Below are 18,847 nucleotides of genomic sequence, written 5' to 3' on the forward strand. Positions count from 1 at the left end.
AGCTCACGCCGCGCTGTTCCGGGGCGAGGATGCACCTTCCGATTGCCCGATCTCTGCGAGCTTGGCGCGGAGCGACGATTTGTCGAGGCTGGCCACGGGCAGAGCGGTGAAAACGGAAATTCGGTTCTTGAGATAGCGGAACGCAGCGACGAAGGCGGCTTCCTTCTGGATATCCGGCCCTTCGACCGCTGCCGGATCCTCGATGCCCCAATGCGCGGTCATCGGCTGGCCGGGCCACACCGGGCAGCTTTCACCGGCGGCGTTGTCGCAGACGGTGAATACGAAATCCATCACCAGCGCATCGGCGACCGCGAATTCCTCCCAGCTCTTCGAGCGGAATCCGTCCGCCGGGTATTCGTAACTCTTCAGCACCCTCAGCGCGAAGGGATTGACGGTCCCCTTCGGCTGACTGCCGGCTGAGAAGGCGCGGAAGCGGCCACCCCCATCTTTGTTGAGAATGCTTTCGGCAAGGATCGAGCGTGCCGAATTACCGGTGCAGAGAAAGAGAACATTATAGATGCGGTCAGCCATGGGCGGGCTCCTTGGTGGCTCCAATTTGAGGGGTGCAGCAGGGTGAGAGATCGGCGATCAACGGTGCGCAGATCTCTGGCCGCCCGCCGCAACAATCCTTGACGAGATAGCCGGCAAGCTCCCGCACCGCATCGAGCTTTGCCCGATAGATGATCGACCGGCTCTGCCGCTCGGCCTCGATCAGCCCGGCGCGGGACAGGATCGCCAGGTGTGTCGACATGGTGTTGTGGGGCACGGCCATGTGGCGGGCGATGGAGCCGGCAGGCAATCCATCAGGCTCATGCTCGATCAATAGCCGGAACACGTCGAGGCGTGTCGGCTGGGCGAGTGCCGCGAAGGCGAGAATGGCTTGTTCTGATTCCATATGTCGAGACTAATCGACATATGGAAAGGAGTCCAGTGGCCACCGAACAATAACGGCCCCTGAACATTAAAGGGGCACAGATATACGGCAGGCGGATCATGGGTTGAACGGGATGGCTCGGAACCCGTTTTTGTCGAGAGCCGGCTTTTCTTCCCAGAGGTAATCGCCGGTCAGGTTCACATGCTCCCATGTGAGAGGCGACAGGCTGGACAGCAGATGATCCGGGATAGCCTGTCCTGCACTGCGCAGGGCATCGATGACGCGGCCGATATAGATTGTGTTCCAGTGAATGATGGCGGTGACAACCAGATTGAGAGCGGATGCCCGGATCGACAGGTTTTCCTGACTGCGATCGCGGAAACGGCCGAGACGATGAAGATTGACTGCCCGAACAAGGCTGTTCCGGCTTTCGCCCTTGTTCAATTCAGCGGTAGTTGTCTTTCGCAATTGCTCGTCGTTGATCCAGTCGAGGGTGAAGAGGGTTCGTTCAATCCGTCCCATCTGGCGCAACGCCTGGGCAAGACCGCTTTGCCTCGTTGTCGCCGACAATCGCTTCAGCATGAGCGAGGCGCTGACGGTGCGCGTGCGTAGCGAGGTCATCAGGCGCAAGATATCATCCCAATGCGTCCGGATCAGATCGGCGTCAATCCGGTCACCCATGACATTCTGAAGAATTCCGTATTGTTTGGCCAGTCCGAAGGCGTAGAGGCATCGCCCGTCGAGATCGGGGATGCGCGGCACGAATGCGAAGCCGAGCGCATGACAGAGGGCGAATACAAGATCGCTGACGCCGCCGCCATCGACGTGGTGTCGGACAATATTAAGGCCAGCGTCGGTTTCCAGCAATGCGTCAAGCACGTGAACGGCTTCACTTGCCGTTGCGGCGATGATTTTGGTATGAAAGGGCGCGTAGCGACCAGAGATTGCGGTGTAGAGCTTGATAATCGGGTTGTTTCCATACCTGCCATTGACGCCGCCTGCGACTTCGCCGCCGTCGCCAAGATGGATATGTTGTCCGTCCGACGAGGAAACAGCGTGCGAGCCGAACACTGTTGAGAACGGGGCAGAGTGTTGAGCCTCAACCAGTTTGGCGAGCGCCAGAGCGAATGTCTCCTCGCGAAAATGCCAGATTGCCATCTGCTGTAGCTGGCGGCGCGTGATGCCGGGACAGGCATGCGCCATCTTCGAGAAGCCGAGATTTGTGGCTTCGGCGATCAGCGCCGCATAGAACACCCGCAGATCGGAAGGTGACCGACCGGTCTGGAGGTGCTCGAATAACGAACTGAAGCCGGTCATCCGGTCGATATCGGCCACAAGGTCCGTCAACCGGATTGGCGGCATGGCTGTCGCCACCCGCCTTGCGAACGCGATTGCGGCTTCGGTTTCCGTGCTTCTGACCGCTGGGACCCGCAATCCTTTTGCGCCGATGCGGGTATCGCCTCGACTAGTTTCCAGGCGACGTGTCGCCTCACGCAGCTTTTGATCCAGAGCGTCGGCCTTCTGGGCGAGATAGGTCTCGACATCGATCGGAATCGCGACCGGAATGCGGGCCTCGGCTTTGATGACGGCAAACGTCTGGTGCGAGATCATGTACTCGTCGAGTGCGCGGTAGGCGCGGGAACCCCTGATCCATATGTCGCCGGCGGCAATCCTGTTTTTCAGCTCGACGATGAGAAAGAGTTCCAGCATCTTCCGGTCGATCACGTCATCAGCGCCGACGATTTCCTTGCGCCATCGCGCATTCGCCAGCAGCAACGCCTTGCGGATCCAGGGCCGATCGTTTGATCTGGCCCCTTTCCTCCAGGCAGTTTCCATCTGCACAATAGCTTCAATGATATGTACGTTTCGGCGGTTTCCTTCAAAGGTGAACGAGGCCAGAAATGCAGCCGCGAACCGCCGGATGCGAGCATATTGAGCCGGCAGGTAGGTGATCAAATCATCCTCGCTGCGAGGCCTTCTCACTGCCTTCGCCGAAGCTGTTGCCTGAATGAGCTCTTCCCAGCTCGCGACAGTGGTCACCGCCTCATCAAGAGAAAGCCCAGCTTCGCGTTGGGCGGTTATGGCTTCGCCAAAATTGACGAAGAAATCGAGTGCGGATGTCGCCGACGATGCGGTTTCGAGGAGTTGCTTGTCACGGGCTGCCTCTGCCTGCCGAAAACTCTTGCCAATCAACGTCTCGAACATGCTGATCGCCGCGTCGGTGAGTGCTATTTCCATTTCCAGAAAAAACGCGGCCAATGTCGCGTGACGGCGGCCTGGCCGCATCTGCTCAAAATTCTGGGCAGTCAGACGACGACCTTCCTGTGCCATCCGACGAACACGGTGAGCCGGGATCGCTTGAAGCACATCATTGGGGACACCGACATGACGCACGGCCTCCAGTCGATCTATCAATCCCCGCATGGCCGTTGCCCCGGCTTTACCGGGAGGTTCTCGCAACCAGGATATGCCGCTCTGTTTTGCGCGTCGTCCCGCGCCGAGCAATGTTTCCATCCGAAGAACAAGGTCCGGCGTCAATCTTCCGGCGACATCGGTATACAGCGCCTCCTCGGCTTCAGTGCAAGCCTGCCCCGCCAACCGTTCGAGCACGGTAATGCCGGGAATAATGATGCGCCTCCGCCGCATCTCGTCAGCCAGTGTTGCAACGACAAATTTGTCTTTCGTCGAAGCGATCGCAATGCCGCGTGCAAATGCAAGCAGATCGGCGCGCAACGGGTGTGACAGTTCAGTGAAGCCATAGTGCTGGCGCAGGATGGCGAGCTGCTCATAGCGGGTTGGTGCTCTCCGTGCAAAAGTGGAAAGTGCCTCTGGCTCGATCCCGAGTTGTTCGGCCAGAAACGACAGCGCCACAGAAGGGATGACTTCCCCCCGCTGAATCAGGCGGCCGGGATAACGAAGAGCAGAGAGCTGAAGCGCTAATCCCAACCGAGTGTCATCATGGCGTCGAGTTTCGATAAGATGGCGATCATCGTCATCGAGGCACCAATGCCGGATCAGAGTGTCGTCATCAATGGGAAGAGCAAGGAAATTCTGCCGTTCGGCATCCGTCAAAATCATCCGGCGGGGCATGGGTACTCCGTTCGTCACAAAAAGATCGGAGATAACCGTTCATGGAGCTTACATTGCAAGACGGGTTATGTGACAATCTACAGACTTTGGCGCGACCAAATGAAGAATGTCACACAAACGGACGTATAAATGACATTGTTGATCGGATACGCACGGGTCTCGAAAGCTGATGGCAGTCAAGCCCACGACCTGCAGCGCGACGCCCTGATCAGGGCCGGCGTTCTGCCTGACCATATCTATGAGGATGCAGCCTCGGGCCGCCGCGACGACCGACCCGGTCTTGAGGCATGCCTGAAGGCGCTGCGTGTTGGCGACACACTCGTGGTTTGGAAACTGGATCGGCTCGGCCGTGATCTACGTCATCTGGTCAACCTGGTCGGCGATCTAACCAAACGCGCCATTGGTCTGAAGATATTGGCTGGCGAAGGCGCATCGATCGACACCACCACTACCAACGGCCGACTGGTATTCGCCATCTTCGCCGGGCTGGCTGAGTTCGAACGTGAGTTGATCGTCGAACGGACTAAGGCAGGCCTGGCGTCAGCCCGCGCCCGAGGGCGCAACGGCGGCCGCCCCTTCAAGATGACGCCAGCCAAGCTGCGGCTTGCCGCCGCATCCATGGGACAACCGGCAACCAAGGTGCGCGATCTCTGTGCCGAACTCGGAATTACCCGGCAGACGCTCTACCGGTTTGTCGGGCCAGAAGGCGAGTTGAGAGCCGATGGTGAAAAGCTGCTCAGTCGTCGCAAGCGCGAAACCTGAAGTATGCGAGGGGGACAGCTTCGTGCCTTCTCCGGCCGCTCCCGGACCCCTTTCGGACCTTGGTTCGAGAAAGTTGTACGGCAAGCCATGAGCCACTGCGGCCTTTTCCGGCAGAGGGCAGGAACGTCGCGGTGGAGTGGAATTCTGCGCTTTCGATTGGTTGCCGAGGGCGGCTTGGTTGCCACTTTGCGGACATTCGCCACAGGAGAAGCTAGCCAGATCGACTAAGAAACACGAACCCATGACATGGGTTGATGGAGCTGGGCCGCCTTCAGCTGACCGCAGAGCGCATGCGAAAACAGATCGCCTGTACCCACGCTCTTTGACGTCGCATTTAAGCTCCTCACTCAATCATCGAACCGGTTGAGCGACCGCTTAGACCGTGCGAAATACGCGTTCATGACCAACAAAACGCGCATGTAGCCGATTCGAGAGGCGCTGACGTCAGCGAGCGGATACCGTCTCATTGCAGTGAGCGTTCAATAGATGCTGGGCGAAGGCCGGTATAGGCATGCCCGAAATGCCGGTGCGCCAAGCGACAAACAGGTCCTTTCGTAGCGGCGGGTCAGGGAAGGGTAAGGCACGCAGGCTTCCGGCCCGCACCTCGTCCGATACGGCTGACGCCAGAACTAGAGAGATGCCAACTCCAGCCTTTACCGCCTGCTTGACAGCCTCGGTGCTACCCAACTGTAGGGAAACCCGCGGCATTTGAGCGTGATCGCCGAAATATTTCGCAAGCATCCGCCCGGTCCCGGTGCCAGGTTCGCCGCCGAGAAGCTCAAATGCGGATAACTGAACCGGATCAATGTGGTCTTGAGACGCCAATGGATGATCGGGCGGAACGATGACGACGACGGGCTCGCTTCTCCAGCGCTCGACTTGGCAGCCGTCGCGGTTGTCCCACCATTCCAACACGGCCACATCTATTTCGACATTCTCCAGTTTCTCGACGATGGACGGATTGCGGTCAATCACCATATCAAAAGCCGCTGGATCGCGGCCTTCCAGATATGACCGGACATAGGGCTGCAGCAGATAGATTCCGATATTGGAACTGGCACCGATCCGCGTGCGCTCCCCAGAGACCGCGGCGAGTGCACGCTCGTTAACCCTAAGGATGCTCTGGGCATAAGGCAGAAAGTTCATCGCTTCCCGCGTCGGCTCGCACCCCGTTCGGGAGCGATGGAATAGCAGGACACCCAGCTGCTCCTCAAGCTTCTGGATATGTGATGAGGCCGTCGGCTGAGCGATCCGAAGATATTCTGCGGACGCTTGAAAGCTCTTATGCTTCGCCAGGGCCAGAAATGTCCGCACCCATACTAGATTCAGCATTGCCGATCTAAGCCACTTGTCTCGGATTGTTGACGGCATCCATTGGCGGCTTACCCGAAAGGGCCTGCAGGATATTTTCTGCAGCGCGCAGTTCGATTGCCAAGCGAACTTTCTTAACAGCAGAGCCAATATGCGGGCTGAACATCGTGTTTGGGTGACCCAGCAAGCCCGGAGCGATCTCCCGCGGTCTGTCTTCGCGAGCCCAATCCTCCAGCTCGAACACGTCGGCGGCATACCCGCCGAGCTGACCGCTGGTGAGCGCAGTTAGAACAGCAGCTTCGCTCACGACAGAGCCGCGGCATGGATTCACGAGGTATGCGCCTGGTTTCATCAGGGCGAGCGTCCTGTCGTTGATCAGATGGATGGTGTCTGGGGCCAGCGCCAGGGCCAGGATGACGATATCGGATTCGGATAATACCTCCTCCAGGCTGCGCCGAGCAACACTAGGTCGAGCTTCGCCGCCGGGTGCTGGGATCGGCACCCGGTCGTTGTATAGCAGCGTTGCGCCCCAGCCATTCAGCCGTTCGGCGATGGCTTGCCCAATCGCCCCCATTCCGAGAATACCAATGGCGGACCCCGCGATGCCCAGGCCGAAAAACTCCGGCCGCCAACCGGCGAATTTGCCGCAGCGGACCCTGGCATCGGCCTGGATCATCTTGCGGGTGAGGCCGATGGTAAGGCCGATGGCCAACTCAGCCGTCGGCACGGTCAGGAGGTCAGGCACGATGCTCAGCCAGATGCCCCGGGCCGTACAGGCCGCGACATCGAAGTTATCGTAGCCCTTCAAGGCCGCGCCGATGACCTTCATCTGCGGGCAAGCTGCCAGGAAATCGGCGTCGACCCAGTCCGGCATGAAGGCCATCATTGCATCCGCCGTGCCGACACGGCGGCGAATCTCTTCGCGGGGCAGGGTTTCCATAGTTTGATTGGGAGTGACTTCACAATGGTCACAGAGGAGATCCAAGGTTTCCTGATGCACTTTGTGGGTGATGACGACGCGCGGTTTCACGATGGCCGGTCCTTACTTGAATTTCTTCCGCAAATAGCCGCTCAGGCCATCGACGATTGTCACCATTATCAGGATGACGAGTAAAATGGCGCTGACTTCTTGATACAACATGATTCGAAGCGATCCCATCAGCTCAAACCCAATACCGCCTGCGCCAACCATTCCCATTATCGTGGATGCGCGGAAGTTATATTCCCAGCGATAGACGGATACGTCTGCGAACTGCGATGACACTTGTGGCAGGACGGCGTGGAACAACACTTGAACCGGAGTTGCACCTGCGGCGCGCGCAGCCTCTATGGGGGCCTCATCGACATGCTCAATTGCTTCCGCAAAAAACTTGCCGACCATACCGACCGAATGCAGGCCTAATGCCAGAACGCCGGGTAAAGCACCAAAGCCTACGGCAGCAACGAAAATGATGCCCATAATCAGCTCCGGGACCGAGCGAAGAGCGTTTAGCAGGGTACGGGCGACATGAAATACGATCGTGTGCGGCGACGTGTTCCGGGCAGCAAGAAAAGCCAGCGGAAATGACAGAAGCACCGCTATTGCCGTTCCGGCAATACTCATTGCCAAGGTGTCCACCAGCGGCTTGAGCCACGCGCGCGCATTGGTGAAATCCGGCGGCATCGCCTCGCGGGCCAGCGTTAAGATGGCCGGAACCCCGTTTGCCAGGGTCCCGAAATCCAGAAGACCAACATACCAGAATGCAACCAGCACAATAGCGAGTACCGCAGCAACCTGGGCAGACTGCCGGATCCACGCCCGACTGTACTGATCGAGATAATGGTTTGTTGTGTTGATTGTGGTTGCGCCGAGCGTCGTCATCACGTCCTCACATCGCTCCGAAGTCGATTCCAAGCAACTTTCCCATATCGCGGATCACGTCGTAATCATTGTCCGTGATCGGGGCGAAACCGTCCGCCTTGAAGTTCTTCAGAACTGCGGGGTCCTTCAGGTTCACGAAAGTGGTGCGGATCTTGTCCTTCAGCTCCGGCTTCAGGTCGGAGCGCATCGTCCACGGGTATTGGGGATATTCCTTGCTGTAGGCGATGACCTTGACCTTGCCTGCGTCGACGAGCTTTCTCTCAAGAAGAGTTTTCCAGATCACCTCGGAAAGGCCCCCGACTTCCGCATTGCCGTTGGCGACATTCACCGCAACCGCATCGTGGCTGCCGACGAAGTGCTGCTGGTAATCGCGATCATTCACGACACCGGCTTCCGCCATCAACGTCTTCGGAATCAGATGGCTGGAGGTGGAAGCGCGATCGCCGAAAGCGACCTTCTTGCCCTTGATGTCGCTGAGCGAATTCACATTGGCATTCGCGTTGGCAATGACGACAGAGCGGTAAGTCGGCTTGCCGTCGCTGACCATTGCCGCAAACGGCTCGATATCGGCTTTGCCCTTGGCAAGCACGTACGAGAGCGGACCGAAATAGGCTATGTCGATCCGGCCGAAACGCATTGCCTCGATCATCGACGAGTAGTCTGTTGTCACAACCAGATCGACCTTCTTGCCCAGTTCCTTCTCGAGGTAGTCCTTGAGCGGTTGATTGCGCTTGATCAACTCGGACGCATTCTCATCCGGTAACAGTGCGACCTTTAAAGTCTCTGGATTCGGATTGGCGGCGTGGGCTGGCGCTGCCAGCCCCATGGCAAGGGCGGCAGCAATGGCAAATTTCAGCAGGCGGTTCATAGGGACATCTCCATCTCAGGCGTAAACGGTGGCTGGGCGTAGGCGGGGTTACTCGTCCGGCTGGGTGCGATTGGCTCACGGCGGTGCCCGGCGTATATCGCGGCGAAATTGTCGTCATTGAGCTCATCAGGAGCGCCGTCAAACACAACATGTGCACCGGCAAGGCCAATGATCCGGTCTGCAAAGCGCTGCGCGTATTCCAGCTGGTGCAGCGACACGATGGCGGTGATGCCGTCTTCTTTGCACACCTGGCGAAGCAGTTCGAGGATCTTCTCCGAGGTGGCGGGATCGAGGCTGGCGACAGGCTCGTCGGCCAGAATGATGTTGGGCTGCTGCGCCAGCGCGCGGGCAATCCCGACACGCTGCTTCTGGCCGCCAGAGAGCTGATCGACACGCGTCATGGATTTGTCGGCCAGACCGACGCGCTCGAGGCAGTGGAGAGCCAGTTCCAGGTCCGCGCGGGGCAGCGGGAAGAAACTGCGCAAGGTATTGTGATAGCCGAGTCGGCCGGTGAGGACGTTGGCGAGGGCCGTATGTCGCTCGATCAGCTGATGGTGCTGGAAAATGAGTGCCGTTCGGCGCCGGTGCTGGCGGAGTGCGCCGGTCGGGCCAAGGACACCGAAATCCGATGAGACAATCTCGCCGGAGGTAGGTTTAACAAGGAGGTTCAGGGAGCGCAAAAGTGTCGATTTCCCCGCACCCGACAGGCCGAGTAAAACGGAGAACTCGCGCTGGAAGAAATCGAGGGTGGTCGATCTGAGCGCCACCACTCCGCCTGAATAGGTCACACCGACATTTCTGAGCCGCAACACGTATTTGCGGTCGGTCTCGGCATCGCTGGGCTTCATGGATCACCATCTGTAATGTGAATGACGCAGAGATTGCGTTTCGCAATACAGTAGGGCTCGTGGATGACACTTCGATGTCAAGGTCGCGAAGGTTTTGTGACTCTATCCGTCAGTGAAGTGACCCTTCGCCGCGTGCAAGGCGGACGATGCTGCATTGCGGCAAGGTTGTTACATCCGCAAATGTCTCATTTCCGCGTTCAAACCTAGGTGCTTGTGTTGTGAATGGCGTCTCGTTCCGATGGGCGAGACGAACGGCAAAGTTCCACCCTTCTACGACCTTCGACTGTGGCGCGGAAGCCCGTCGCTGTTCGTGATCTGAACTTTCTACCGTATATCTGTGCCCCTTTAATGTTCAGGGGCCAATAACGCGGCACAGATACGCTGATCCTCACCGACACGATTATTAAACTCGAATTGGACAAGATTGTTGAGCCGTGGCGCACGGCCACAAAACTGACCGGTATGTATCACCCTCACGGTCAGATCTTTTTCGGCATGCGCCTGCCCCTCCTTCTTCAGCAGCGGAAGGCCAAGGCAGCGCTGCAAAAAATCCACTCATGGCAGCCCGACCGTATTTTGCTCAGCCATGGCCGATGTTCGACACCCCCGCCACCGAAGTCGTCTGGAGGATTTTGGAAGACCCTCTCACGGCTAGCTTGCTCTCACCAGACGTGATCGCCAAGCCTGCTTCCATTCACGCGAAGGCTGACTGCCGGCCGACATTCCCCTAGAATGAGATCGGGCAAAGCGCGCAGTTCCGTCTATCAGTCCGGACTGCCGCACCGCCAGTGCGTCGATCATTAATCTCGTTTCCTGGCCGCTCCCATCATCTGCGACCATCCGAATCTGGACACGTTGCAGAGGCAGGACTACTGTCCGGTCAATGAGCAACCTCGTCCGCATCCTCGCAGTCGTCTTCCTCGCGGCCTTCGCCGCGGGCACGGCGGCGCACGCGGCGGCTTCGACCGACATGTCCCTGAAGATGTCGATGGCGGCCATGGACGATGGCGGCATGGCCGATTGCCAGGACTGTCCCCGCGATGACGGCCTGGCGTCGGCGTGCGACCAATTCTGCGTGACCACGCTGACTGCGATCTGCCCACCTGCCGTGACCGAGCTTCCGCATGTCGCGGCCATCGTTTCTTCGCCGCCCGCGGAACCGTCGGACGACCGCACGGGTCCCCCGGACCCCTACCCTCCCCGAACCACCTTCCTGAGCTGACGCGGCCGCAGCGGCATCCGCTCGCGGCCGACCCGTCGACCCGCTGGCTTCGTCCGCGCGTCATATGAGGCTGTTCCAGGATGGTTGATCCATGTCCGATTTCCGCGTGCCGACGCTGACGCGTCGAGCCTTCCTCGCATCCGCCGCCGCGGTCTCGACGGGTGCGATGTTTCCGCCGCAATCGCATGCCCGCGCCGCAGGCATTCGGGAATTCCGGCTCCGCGCTGGACCGGGCCGCGCTCAGATCGCGCCTGACCCGCACGGCGAGACCGCCATATGGTGCTACGACGGCAAGCTGCCCGGCCCGGAGATCCGCGTCCGCCAGGGAGAACGCCTGCGGATCGCGGTCGAGAACGCGCTGGACGAAGAGACGACCGTGCATTGGCACGGCGTGCGCGTGCCGAACGGCATGGACGGCGTGCCGCATCTCACGCAGGTGCCGATCGCGCCCGGCGACACCTTCACCTACGAGTTCGAGGCGGTCGATGCGGGCACCTTCTGGTACCACCCCCACCATCGCAGCTTCGAGCAGGTCGGCCGAGGCCTCTACGGGCCGCTGATCGTGGAAGAAGCCAATCCGGTCCGGGTCGACCGCGACGTAACCTGGGTGCTGTCTGACTGGCGGCTGACCAAGACCGCTGAGATGCGGGAGGACTTCGGCAACCGCCACGACATGATGCACAATGGCCGCGTCGGCAACACGGTCACGATCAACGGCCGGGTGCCGGATGTCGTCCCTGTCAGGAAGGGCGAACGAGTCCGCCTGCGCCTGATCAACGCCGCCAACGCCCGCATCTTCGGCCTCGACTTCGGAGATCACGAACCCACCGTGATCGCATTGGACGGGCAGCCCGTCGAGCCGCATGCGCCGGAGGGCGGGCTCGTCGTGCTCGGACCCGCCATGCGCGCCGACATCATTTTCGACATGACGGCTGAAGCCGGAAGCCGGGTTTCCGTGATCGATCGCTTCTACAAGGACCTCGAATACCGCCTGGTCGATCTCGCCTATGGCGATCAGCCGCTCAGGCAGACGGCCCTCGACTGGCCCGCCCTCCTGCCGCCGAACCCGCTGCCAGAACCGGACCTCGCATCGGCCATCCGCCACGAGGTCACCTTCAACGGCGGCATGATGGGAGCCATGGTCATGCAGGAGATGGGCGGCAGCATGGGCGACACGGGCGAGGATTCCGCCGGCGCGATGGGCGGCATGATGGGCGACATGATGAACATGATGCATTCCGGCGGCATCTGGTTCATCAACGGGGTTGCTGCCGAGGGTCACATCATGGACCCGATGCTGACGCTGGCGCGGGACAAGAGCCATGTCATCGCGATGACCAACGCGACGGCCTGGCACCATCCGATCCACCTGCACGGCCATTCGTTCCGGGTGATTTCCCGGAACGGCAAGCCGACGCGCCTCCGCGAATGGCAGGACACGGTGCTCATGTCTCCGCGCGAGCGGGTCGAGATCGCCTTCGTCGCCGACAACCCCGGCGACTGGATGCTCCACTGCCACATCCTCGAACACCAGGCCGCCGGGATGATGGGCGTCTTCCGCGTCGCCTGACAACCCCCCTTCAAAAGGAGAACCGAAATGCGTACCATTATGAACACCGTCGCCCTCGTTTCGTTCGTCTGGGCTGCCGTCCCGGCGCTCGCAGGCGAGAAGGACCTTACCCTATACAAGAACCCGCAGTGCAGCTGCTGCGAAGGCTATGCCGACTACCTGCGGGAGAACGGCTTCGACGTCACGGTCAAGGCGACGCACGACCTGGCGGAGATGAGCCGCGAGGCTGGCATTTCTGACGAGTTCCAGGGCTGCCACCTGTCGTTCGTGGACGGCTACGTCGTCAGCGGCCACGTCCCCGTGAGCACGGTCGAGAAGCTCCTGACCGAACGGCCCGACATCAAGGGCGTGACGCTGCCCGGCATGCCCATGGGCTCGCCGGGGATGAGCGGCACCAAGGAAGCGCCATTCGAGATGCTGGAGATCACCAAGTCCGGCACCGTGGGCGGGGTCTATGCGCGGGAATAGTGCCGCCGGAACCCAAAAACGGAAGGAGCCGCCAATGATGGACGGTGGAATGATGGACGGCATGGGCGGCATGATGGCGGGCATGGCACTGGTCTGGCTCCTGCTCGCCGTCGTGCTTGTCCTCGCAGCCGCGGCCTTGGTGAAGTACCTGTTCTTCAGCGGCCGTAAATGAGCAGGAAGGCTGTTGCCCTCGGCATCGTGGCGGGGCTCTCGGCGTTGGCCGCCATCGCCTTGCTCTGGCATTTCGGGGCCAATCCCAGCGATGCGGCGGCGATCGCACAGGGGCGGCAACTCTATGCCGCGAACTGCGCCTCCTGCCACGGAGCCAACCTCGAAGGCCAGCCCGACTGGAAGAGGCCGCTGCCGTCAGGACGCATGCCCGCCCCGCCGCACGATGCTTCGGGGCACACATGGCACCACCCAGACGGGGTGCTGTTCCGGATCACCAAGGAAGGCCCTGCCGCCGTGGTGGGCAACGGCTACGAAAGTGACATGCCGGGATTAGGGAACGTGCTGGGCGACGGCGAGATCCGCGCCGTTCTCGCCTTCATCAAGAGCACATGGCCGGAGCGGGAGCGCGCGTACCAGGCGCAGATGAGCCGCCGGGAAAAGGAGAAGGCGCAGTGAGAGCAATCCTGATGGCGCTTGCAATTGCCGTCATCGCGGCCGCGAGCAGCGCGGATGCCCAAGCACCGACTGCCATGTCGTTGCATCAGGAGCCGCAGCCCTTGGCCGATCTCGTCTTCGCCGAGGAGTCGGGAGAGCCGCGATCCCTTGATGACTGGCGCGGCAAGGTCGTGCTGCTAAACGTATGGGCGACGTGGTGCGCGCCATGCCGGGCCGAGATGCCGACGCTCGACCGCCTGCAGCAGCAACTCGGCGGCGAGGAGTTCGCCGTCGTAGCCCTTTCGGTGGACCGAGCGGGAGCCAGCGCGGTCCGGATGTTCTTCGACGAGATCGGGGTCAAGCTCGCCGTCTTCATCGACCAGGACGGGGCGGCGATCCGTTCGCTGGGGCTTTTCGGCCTGCCGGCCACGCTTCTGATCGGTCCGCAGGGAAATGAGCTCGCGCGGCTCGCCGGGCCCGCCGAATGGGATACTCCCGAGATGGTCGCCTTCCTCGAAGGGATCATCGAACGCGAACTCGACCAAACTGGAGAACGGAAATGAATAGAAGAGCGTTTCTCGCCGCCCTGGCTGCGACGCCGATCCTCGCGCATCCCGCGCATGCCCATCACCCGGGCGCCGATCTCGACAGGCTAATGGGCAGCGAGGAGAAGTATTTTCAGGCGATCGACGCTCCCGCAGCGCCGGGATTCGAACTGGCCGACGCCGAAGGCAACCCAGTTCGCCTCTCGGATTTCTCGAATAAGGTCGTCGTGCTCAACTTCGTCTTCGCGAGCTGCACGGACGTATGTCCGCTGCACTCCGACCTGATCGCCCGAGTCCAGGCCATGGTCGGTGAAACGCCCATGAAGGACCTGGTGCAGTTCCTGACGGTGACGACCGATCCGGCGGCAGACACGCCCGAGGTGATGAAAGCATACGGCGAGGCGCACGGGCTGGACCCGAGCAACTGGACGTTCCTGACCACCCGCGAGGGACAGGCGGAGGACGCTACGCGCAAGCTGTCGGAGGAATACAACGTCCGTTTCGATCCGCTCGAAGGCGGCCAGCAGATGCACGGCGTGGTCACCCATGTGATCGACCGTGGCGGGCGCTTCGCGGCCAAGTTTCATGGCCTCAGGTTCGATCCATTAAACCTGGTCATGTATGTCAACGGCCTGACGAACAGCGTGAATCAGCCATGACCATTTATTTTTGATCCAGGATTGCCGCCGAAACACCTTTCGTCATGTCGATGCACTCCGGGAGAAGAAGACCGGGAACTCCAATCGCCTGATGATCGTCTGCGCCCTTGTCGACGGCGAGCGTTCCGTGCGTGATCTCGAAGACACGCTCCAGATCCGTCAGCCAGGCCTCTCCCAGCAGATCTGCGTGAGGCAGGCTTCATCGAGGGGCGCAAGGAATCGAAGGCGGTCTACCACCGCCTGGCCGACAAGCGCATAGCGGGATTCATCGGCGTCATGTACCGCATATTCTGCTACCGCATATTCTGCGCCAATCCTGCAAGCGAGTCCTCGGAGCCACAATCTTAGATTCCGTCTGGCACCGGTCGGCGTTCGGCGCATTTGTCCGCCATCATAACACCCTCCTCATAAGGAAATCGTGAAGTGCCTGAATTCACACCGCTTGCGTCCCTTGCGGGGGTGCGATGAAGCCGCAGCCACTAACCACCTACTCGGTATCGCCGCCCGCGTTAGGTGCCGCATCGTCCGGTACGCCACTTTCCAACTCATCTAGCCACACGCTCGCGGTTGAATCGGATGGCGCGCGCCAATCTCCCCTAGGCGAGAGCGAACCGCCCGATGAAATCTTGGGGCCGTTCGGCATTGCCGAGCGCTTGAACTGGCTGATGGTGAAGAACCGGAAGAGGAACAGGCGGAGCCAATGCTTGATCGTGGAAAGATCGTAGGCTCGCCTGTCGCGTGCCCGCATATTCGCGGGCCAGGCGCCGCGCTCCACGGTTTCCCAAGCCTGCAGTGCAAGATAGGCGATCTTCGAGGGCCGGAGTCCGTAGCGCGTGACATAGTACAGGTTGAAATCCTGCAGGGCGTAGGGTCCGATAGCTGCCTCGGTCGATTGCGCACCTGCGCCTTCTTTTGCTGGAACCAACTCCGGCGAGATCTCCGCGGCGAGAATTGCCAGCAGGAGTTCGGCCGTCGCCTTGTCGGTGTCGTCCGAAGCCGCCACAAACCGGATCAGGTGTTGAATTAGAGTCTTCGGAACGGAGGCGTTGACGTTATAGTGCGACATGTGATCGCCGACGCCATAGGTTGACCAGCCGAGGCCGATTTCTGACAGATCGCCCGTGCCGACGACCAAGGCATTGTTATGATTGGCCAGCCGGAAAAGGTAGTCCGTCCGAAGCCCAGCCTGCACGTTCTCGAATGTCACGTCGTGCACCGGCTGCCCGCTCGCGAAGGGATGCCCGAGGTCGGCCAGGAGCTGCCGCGCCGCAGGACGGATGTCTATCTCCTTCGCGGTGGCGCCAACCGCGCGCATCAATGCCCACGCATTCGACTTGGAGGTCTCGCCGGTTGCAAATCCAGGCATGGTGAACGCCAGGACGTTCGAACGTGGCAGGTCGAGGCGGTCCATCACTTGGCTGCAGACGAGCAGAGCCTGTGTAGAATCGAGCCCACCGGAAACGCCGATCACGACCTTGCTTATCTTCGTTGCCTCAAGGCGCTTCGCAAGGCCCTGGACCTGAATGTTGTAAGCTTCGTAGCAATGTTCTGTCAGTTTTGCAGGATCGGACGGAACGTAAGGAAAGCGCTCGATCCTGCGCTTCAGGGGCAAAGGCTCTCTCGGCGCGTCGAGGGTAAAGGAGACCGTGCGGAAATCGGCCGGCTCAATCCCCCAGGCGCGCCCGCAATCGCCGAATGTCACACGACGCATGCGCTCCTGCCGAAGTCTTCCCAAATCGACGTCGCTCACCGCCATTGTCGAGCCTAAAGAAAACCGTTCGGTTTCGGCGAGCTTCAGCCCGTTCTCAAAAATTGATGCATGTCCGTCCCAAGCGAGATCGGTCGTGGATTCGCCAGGCCCGGCTGCCGAATAGGCGTAAGCCGCGATGCAACGCATCGATTGCGACCCGCAGAGTGTGCGGCGATCGTCGGCCTTGCCGATCGTGACGTTGCTGGCGGACAGATTGAGCAGCACTTCGGCACCCGCAAGTGCGGCTGCGGTGCTTGGCGGGTAAGGTACCCACATGTCTTCGCAAATCTCGACATGGAAGGTGAAGAGGCACGTGCCGGCGGAACGAAAAAGCAGATCGACCCCGAAGGGAACCTCTGCACCTGCAAGAGAGATGTTCCTGCCGCGAACATTGACGCCAGGGCTGAAATGCCGACGCTCGTAGAATTCCCGGTAGTTGGGCAGATAGGCCTTGGGAACGACACCCAGGATTCGCCCGCGGTGGATGACGACCCCCGTGTTGTAGAGGCGGCCGTCTGCTCGGAGCGGTGCGCCAATGACAAAGGCGGGGAAGAGATCAGCGCTCTCCTGGACGAGGCGTGCGATTGCTGCTTCCACGGAGTCAAGCAGTGCGTCCTGCTGCAGAAGATCATCGATTGCATAAGCCGAGAGACCGAGTTCGGGGAAGAGCATAAGCGAGATGCGTTCTCGATGTCCTTCTTGTAAAAGTTCACGTGTGCGATCGAGATTGAAGCTGGGATTAGCGACATCGATGCGTGGCACGCACGCCGCAAGACGCACAAAGTCATGTCGATATGGGGAGAAGAAGCTGACTTGTTGCTCAGCCATGTGCTGTTCGCCTTCCGAAGGTCGCCATCTGCATCACGGATAATAGACTGAGCCGGATGCAACAACCATCGAGGGCTTCCAGCAGATCAGGTGCGCAGGCAGCGATCGCGGCTCGGCGGCAGTTTGGCCCCGGACTGGAGAACGCACGGCAGCTGCAAAGATGTTACCGTCAATCCTCTTCGACTGAACTCTTCAATGTGGCCTCGCGAGCCTCTCTCAGTATGTCCCAGCCGCCCTTGAGGACGATTCCGCCGACCGCCAGCCCGATGATCAGATCGGGAAGCGGAGATTCCAGGAGCATGACCGCGGCGCCCGATACAGCGATGCCGGCATTGGCCAGCATATCATTGGTCGTGAATATCCAGGACGCCTTCATGTGCACGCCATCCTGCCGATGCGCCCGCAGCAGCCGCAGGCAAAGCAAATTTGTTGCCGCGTTTGCAATGGCCGTAGCAATCATGGCCAAGCCGATCGGCTCGGCGCCCACGAAAAAGCGTCGGACGACTTCCACGAGTAGAGCCAGGCCCAAAATGGTCAGAAGGACGCCGGACAGGCGTGCGACACGCGCTTTGGCCACAATCGTCTTACCAACGGCATAGATGCTGATTGCATAGACAAAGCTATCTCCCAAGTTGTCGAGGGCGGCACCCAGGAGACCTGTAGAATCTGCGATGACCCCAACGAGTCCCGCGAGAATTACTTGGAGGAAGTTAATACCAAGCACCCAAAGCAAGGTCTTGCGTTCGGCAGCGTTACTTGCATCCAGCTGGATTTCGTCTTCTTCCTGGTGTGATTTCGCGTTCATATGCGGTTTCCCGTATTCACTAATAACTCATTGCGATGGCTGCGACGACTTCGAGACAACGGGCCACGAAAGCCCAGGCTATGCTTCAGGCCAAGTGAGCAGCGCACCAACCGTGCTGCTAGCGACCGAAGAGTGCTGGTCCGACGACAGGAAACGGCGCGACTTTCCATCACCAGACCTGAGCGCAGACACCATTGAGGAATGCCAGCCTTACTGCGCTGCGCGGCTCGGCCGCTTTTCAGCGGGAGCCGTCGAGCCCGGCGACCAAAGGGATCCTGCGATTAGCAGGAGCGCGCCAATCGTTATCACTGTGTCCGCCATATTGAAGGCCGGGAAATGCCAGCCGCCCAGGTGAAAATCGAGGAAATCGGTCACCGCGCCTTGGCGCATCCGGTCCAACACGTTGCCCATGGCGCCGCCGGCAATCAAGCCAAGACCGATCGTGTCCGACGGCCTTGGCGATCTCATGGCCCATACGAGAAACCCGGCTGAGATCGCTATACTAATTCCGGCGAGCAACAACGGGCGATCGAGGAATATCTCTTGAAACATCCCGAAGCTGACGCCCGTATTGAACCCAAGCGTCAGGTTGAAGAATGGCGCGACCTCGATCGTGCGCGGCGGCACCATCACGATGTTGAGAATCAGCCATTTCGTGACGAAATCAGTGGCGAGTGCAGCGGCCAAAGCGCTTCCAGCGAGCGCGCCTCGTCGAGTTAAAGCCAAATACGCCAACGAAATTCTCCTGGACATGACCTCCGCGCTGCATGAGGTCCAGCG

At 60.2% G+C, this 18,847-nt stretch carries 21 protein-coding genes; 9 read left to right on the forward strand and 12 right to left on the reverse strand.

The window, feature by feature from the left end; all coding sequences use genetic code 11:
* Nucleotides 1–3: 3 nt before the first annotated feature.
* The 3 genes from AB4136_RS29760 to AB4136_RS29770 all read right to left on the reverse strand — a co-directional run bounded on the left by AB4136_RS29760 (nucleotide 4) and on the right by AB4136_RS29770 (nucleotide 3,964).
* A complete protein-coding gene (locus tag AB4136_RS29760) occupies nucleotides 4–531 on the reverse strand; it encodes an arsenate reductase ArsC (RefSeq protein WP_137902098.1) in 528 nt (175 codons plus the stop codon).
* Nucleotides 524–895: a metalloregulator ArsR/SmtB family transcription factor gene (locus AB4136_RS29765; protein WP_137902099.1), complete on the reverse strand. Its 372-nt coding sequence runs from the start codon at nucleotides 893–895 to the stop codon at nucleotides 524–526. Before AB4136_RS29765 ends, AB4136_RS29760 begins: the two co-directional genes overlap by 8 nt.
* Before the next feature lie 96 nt (nucleotides 896–991).
* Entirely contained in the window at nucleotides 992–3,964 is a 2,973-nt protein-coding gene (locus AB4136_RS29770; RefSeq protein ID WP_006023681.1) for a Tn3 family transposase, read from the reverse strand.
* Nucleotides 3,965–4,099: 135 nt separating this feature from the next.
* On the opposite strand from AB4136_RS29770, the gene AB4136_RS29775 reads away from it, so the two are divergent.
* Complete coding sequence (locus AB4136_RS29775; protein WP_024342673.1) at nucleotides 4,100–4,726, forward strand: recombinase family protein; 627 nt, start codon at nucleotides 4,100–4,102, stop codon at nucleotides 4,724–4,726.
* Nucleotides 4,727–5,170: 444 nt separating this feature from the next.
* On the opposite strand, the gene AB4136_RS29780 is transcribed toward AB4136_RS29775, so the two are convergent.
* The 6 genes from AB4136_RS29780 to AB4136_RS29805 all read right to left on the reverse strand — a co-directional run bounded on the left by AB4136_RS29780 (nucleotide 5,171) and on the right by AB4136_RS29805 (nucleotide 10,169).
* Entirely contained in the window at nucleotides 5,171–6,058 is an 888-nt protein-coding gene (locus AB4136_RS29780) for a LysR family transcriptional regulator (protein ID WP_006023683.1), read from the reverse strand.
* Between the two features lie 7 nt (nucleotides 6,059–6,065).
* Entirely contained in the window at nucleotides 6,066–7,067 is a 1,002-nt protein-coding gene (locus AB4136_RS29785; protein WP_006023684.1) for a phosphonate dehydrogenase, read from the reverse strand.
* Nucleotides 7,068–7,079: 12 nt separating this feature from the next.
* A complete protein-coding gene (phnE, locus tag AB4136_RS29790) occupies nucleotides 7,080–7,898 on the reverse strand; it encodes a phosphonate ABC transporter, permease protein PhnE (protein ID WP_006023685.1) in 819 nt (272 codons plus the stop codon).
* Nucleotides 7,899–7,905: 7 nt separating this feature from the next.
* Entirely contained in the window at nucleotides 7,906–8,766 is an 861-nt protein-coding gene (gene phnD / locus AB4136_RS29795) for a phosphate/phosphite/phosphonate ABC transporter substrate-binding protein (protein ID WP_006023686.1), read from the reverse strand.
* Nucleotides 8,763–9,614, reverse strand: coding sequence for a phosphonate ABC transporter ATP-binding protein (gene phnC / locus AB4136_RS29800; protein WP_006023687.1), 852 nt, complete (start codon nucleotides 9,612–9,614; stop codon nucleotides 8,763–8,765). The genes phnD and phnC overlap by 4 nt, the downstream gene beginning before the upstream one ends.
* A gap of 345 nt (nucleotides 9,615–9,959) precedes the next feature.
* Complete coding sequence (locus AB4136_RS29805; protein WP_441932024.1) at nucleotides 9,960–10,169, reverse strand: hypothetical protein; 210 nt, start codon at nucleotides 10,167–10,169, stop codon at nucleotides 9,960–9,962.
* Between the two features lie 328 nt (nucleotides 10,170–10,497).
* On the opposite strand from AB4136_RS29805, the gene AB4136_RS29810 reads away from it, so the two are divergent.
* The 8 genes from AB4136_RS29810 (at nucleotide 10,498) to AB4136_RS29845 (ending at nucleotide 14,943) form a co-directional block, all read left to right on the forward strand.
* Entirely contained in the window at nucleotides 10,498–10,836 is a 339-nt protein-coding gene (locus AB4136_RS29810) for a hypothetical protein (protein ID WP_441932026.1), read from the forward strand.
* Between the two features lie 91 nt (nucleotides 10,837–10,927).
* On the forward strand, nucleotides 10,928–12,406 hold the full coding sequence (locus AB4136_RS29815) for a multicopper oxidase family protein (RefSeq protein WP_137902139.1): 1,479 nt from the start codon (nucleotides 10,928–10,930) through the stop codon (nucleotides 12,404–12,406).
* 27 nt (nucleotides 12,407–12,433) lie between these two features.
* Entirely contained in the window at nucleotides 12,434–12,874 is a 441-nt protein-coding gene (locus AB4136_RS29820) for a DUF411 domain-containing protein (RefSeq protein WP_137902138.1), read from the forward strand.
* Nucleotides 12,875–12,908: 34 nt separating this feature from the next.
* Complete coding sequence (locus tag AB4136_RS29825; RefSeq protein ID WP_171021055.1) at nucleotides 12,909–13,046, forward strand: hypothetical protein; 138 nt, start codon at nucleotides 12,909–12,911, stop codon at nucleotides 13,044–13,046.
* Nucleotides 13,043–13,501 carry a c-type cytochrome gene (locus AB4136_RS29830; RefSeq protein WP_137902137.1) on the forward strand — a complete coding sequence of 153 codons (459 nt, stop codon included), beginning with the start codon at nucleotides 13,043–13,045 and terminating at the stop codon, nucleotides 13,499–13,501. Before AB4136_RS29825 ends, AB4136_RS29830 begins: the two co-directional genes overlap by 4 nt.
* Before the next feature lie 11 nt (nucleotides 13,502–13,512).
* Nucleotides 13,513–14,043 carry a TlpA family protein disulfide reductase gene (locus AB4136_RS29835; protein WP_441932028.1) on the forward strand — a complete coding sequence of 177 codons (531 nt, stop codon included), beginning with the start codon at nucleotides 13,513–13,515 and terminating at the stop codon, nucleotides 14,041–14,043.
* A complete protein-coding gene (locus AB4136_RS29840) occupies nucleotides 14,040–14,684 on the forward strand; it encodes an SCO family protein (protein ID WP_137902135.1) in 645 nt (214 codons plus the stop codon). The genes AB4136_RS29835 and AB4136_RS29840 overlap by 4 nt, the downstream gene beginning before the upstream one ends.
* 91 nt (nucleotides 14,685–14,775) lie before the next feature.
* The gene (locus AB4136_RS29845) at nucleotides 14,776–14,943 is read left to right on the forward strand and encodes a hypothetical protein (protein ID WP_441932030.1); all 168 of its coding nucleotides are present in this window, start codon (nucleotides 14,776–14,778) and stop codon (nucleotides 14,941–14,943) included.
* Nucleotides 14,944–15,171: 228 nt separating this feature from the next.
* Here AB4136_RS29845 and AB4136_RS29850 read toward each other — a convergent pair whose 3' ends face one another.
* From AB4136_RS29850 to lspA, 3 genes are all read right to left on the reverse strand, one after another.
* Nucleotides 15,172–17,262: an NAD(+) synthase gene (locus AB4136_RS29850; protein ID WP_137902134.1), complete on the reverse strand. Its 2,091-nt coding sequence runs from the start codon at nucleotides 17,260–17,262 to the stop codon at nucleotides 15,172–15,174.
* 169 nt (nucleotides 17,263–17,431) lie between these two features.
* Entirely contained in the window at nucleotides 17,432–18,067 is a 636-nt protein-coding gene (locus AB4136_RS29855; protein ID WP_137902133.1) for a cation diffusion facilitator family transporter, read from the reverse strand.
* A gap of 210 nt (nucleotides 18,068–18,277) precedes the next feature.
* A complete protein-coding gene (lspA, locus tag AB4136_RS29860; RefSeq protein WP_441932033.1) occupies nucleotides 18,278–18,754 on the reverse strand; it encodes a signal peptidase II in 477 nt (158 codons plus the stop codon).
* Nucleotides 18,755–18,847 lie beyond the last annotated feature (93 nt).

Origin of the sequence: Mesorhizobium sp. 2RAF21, assembly GCF_052115345.1 — a bacterium.
GTDB lineage: Bacteria > Pseudomonadota > Alphaproteobacteria > Rhizobiales > Rhizobiaceae > Mesorhizobium > Mesorhizobium terrae.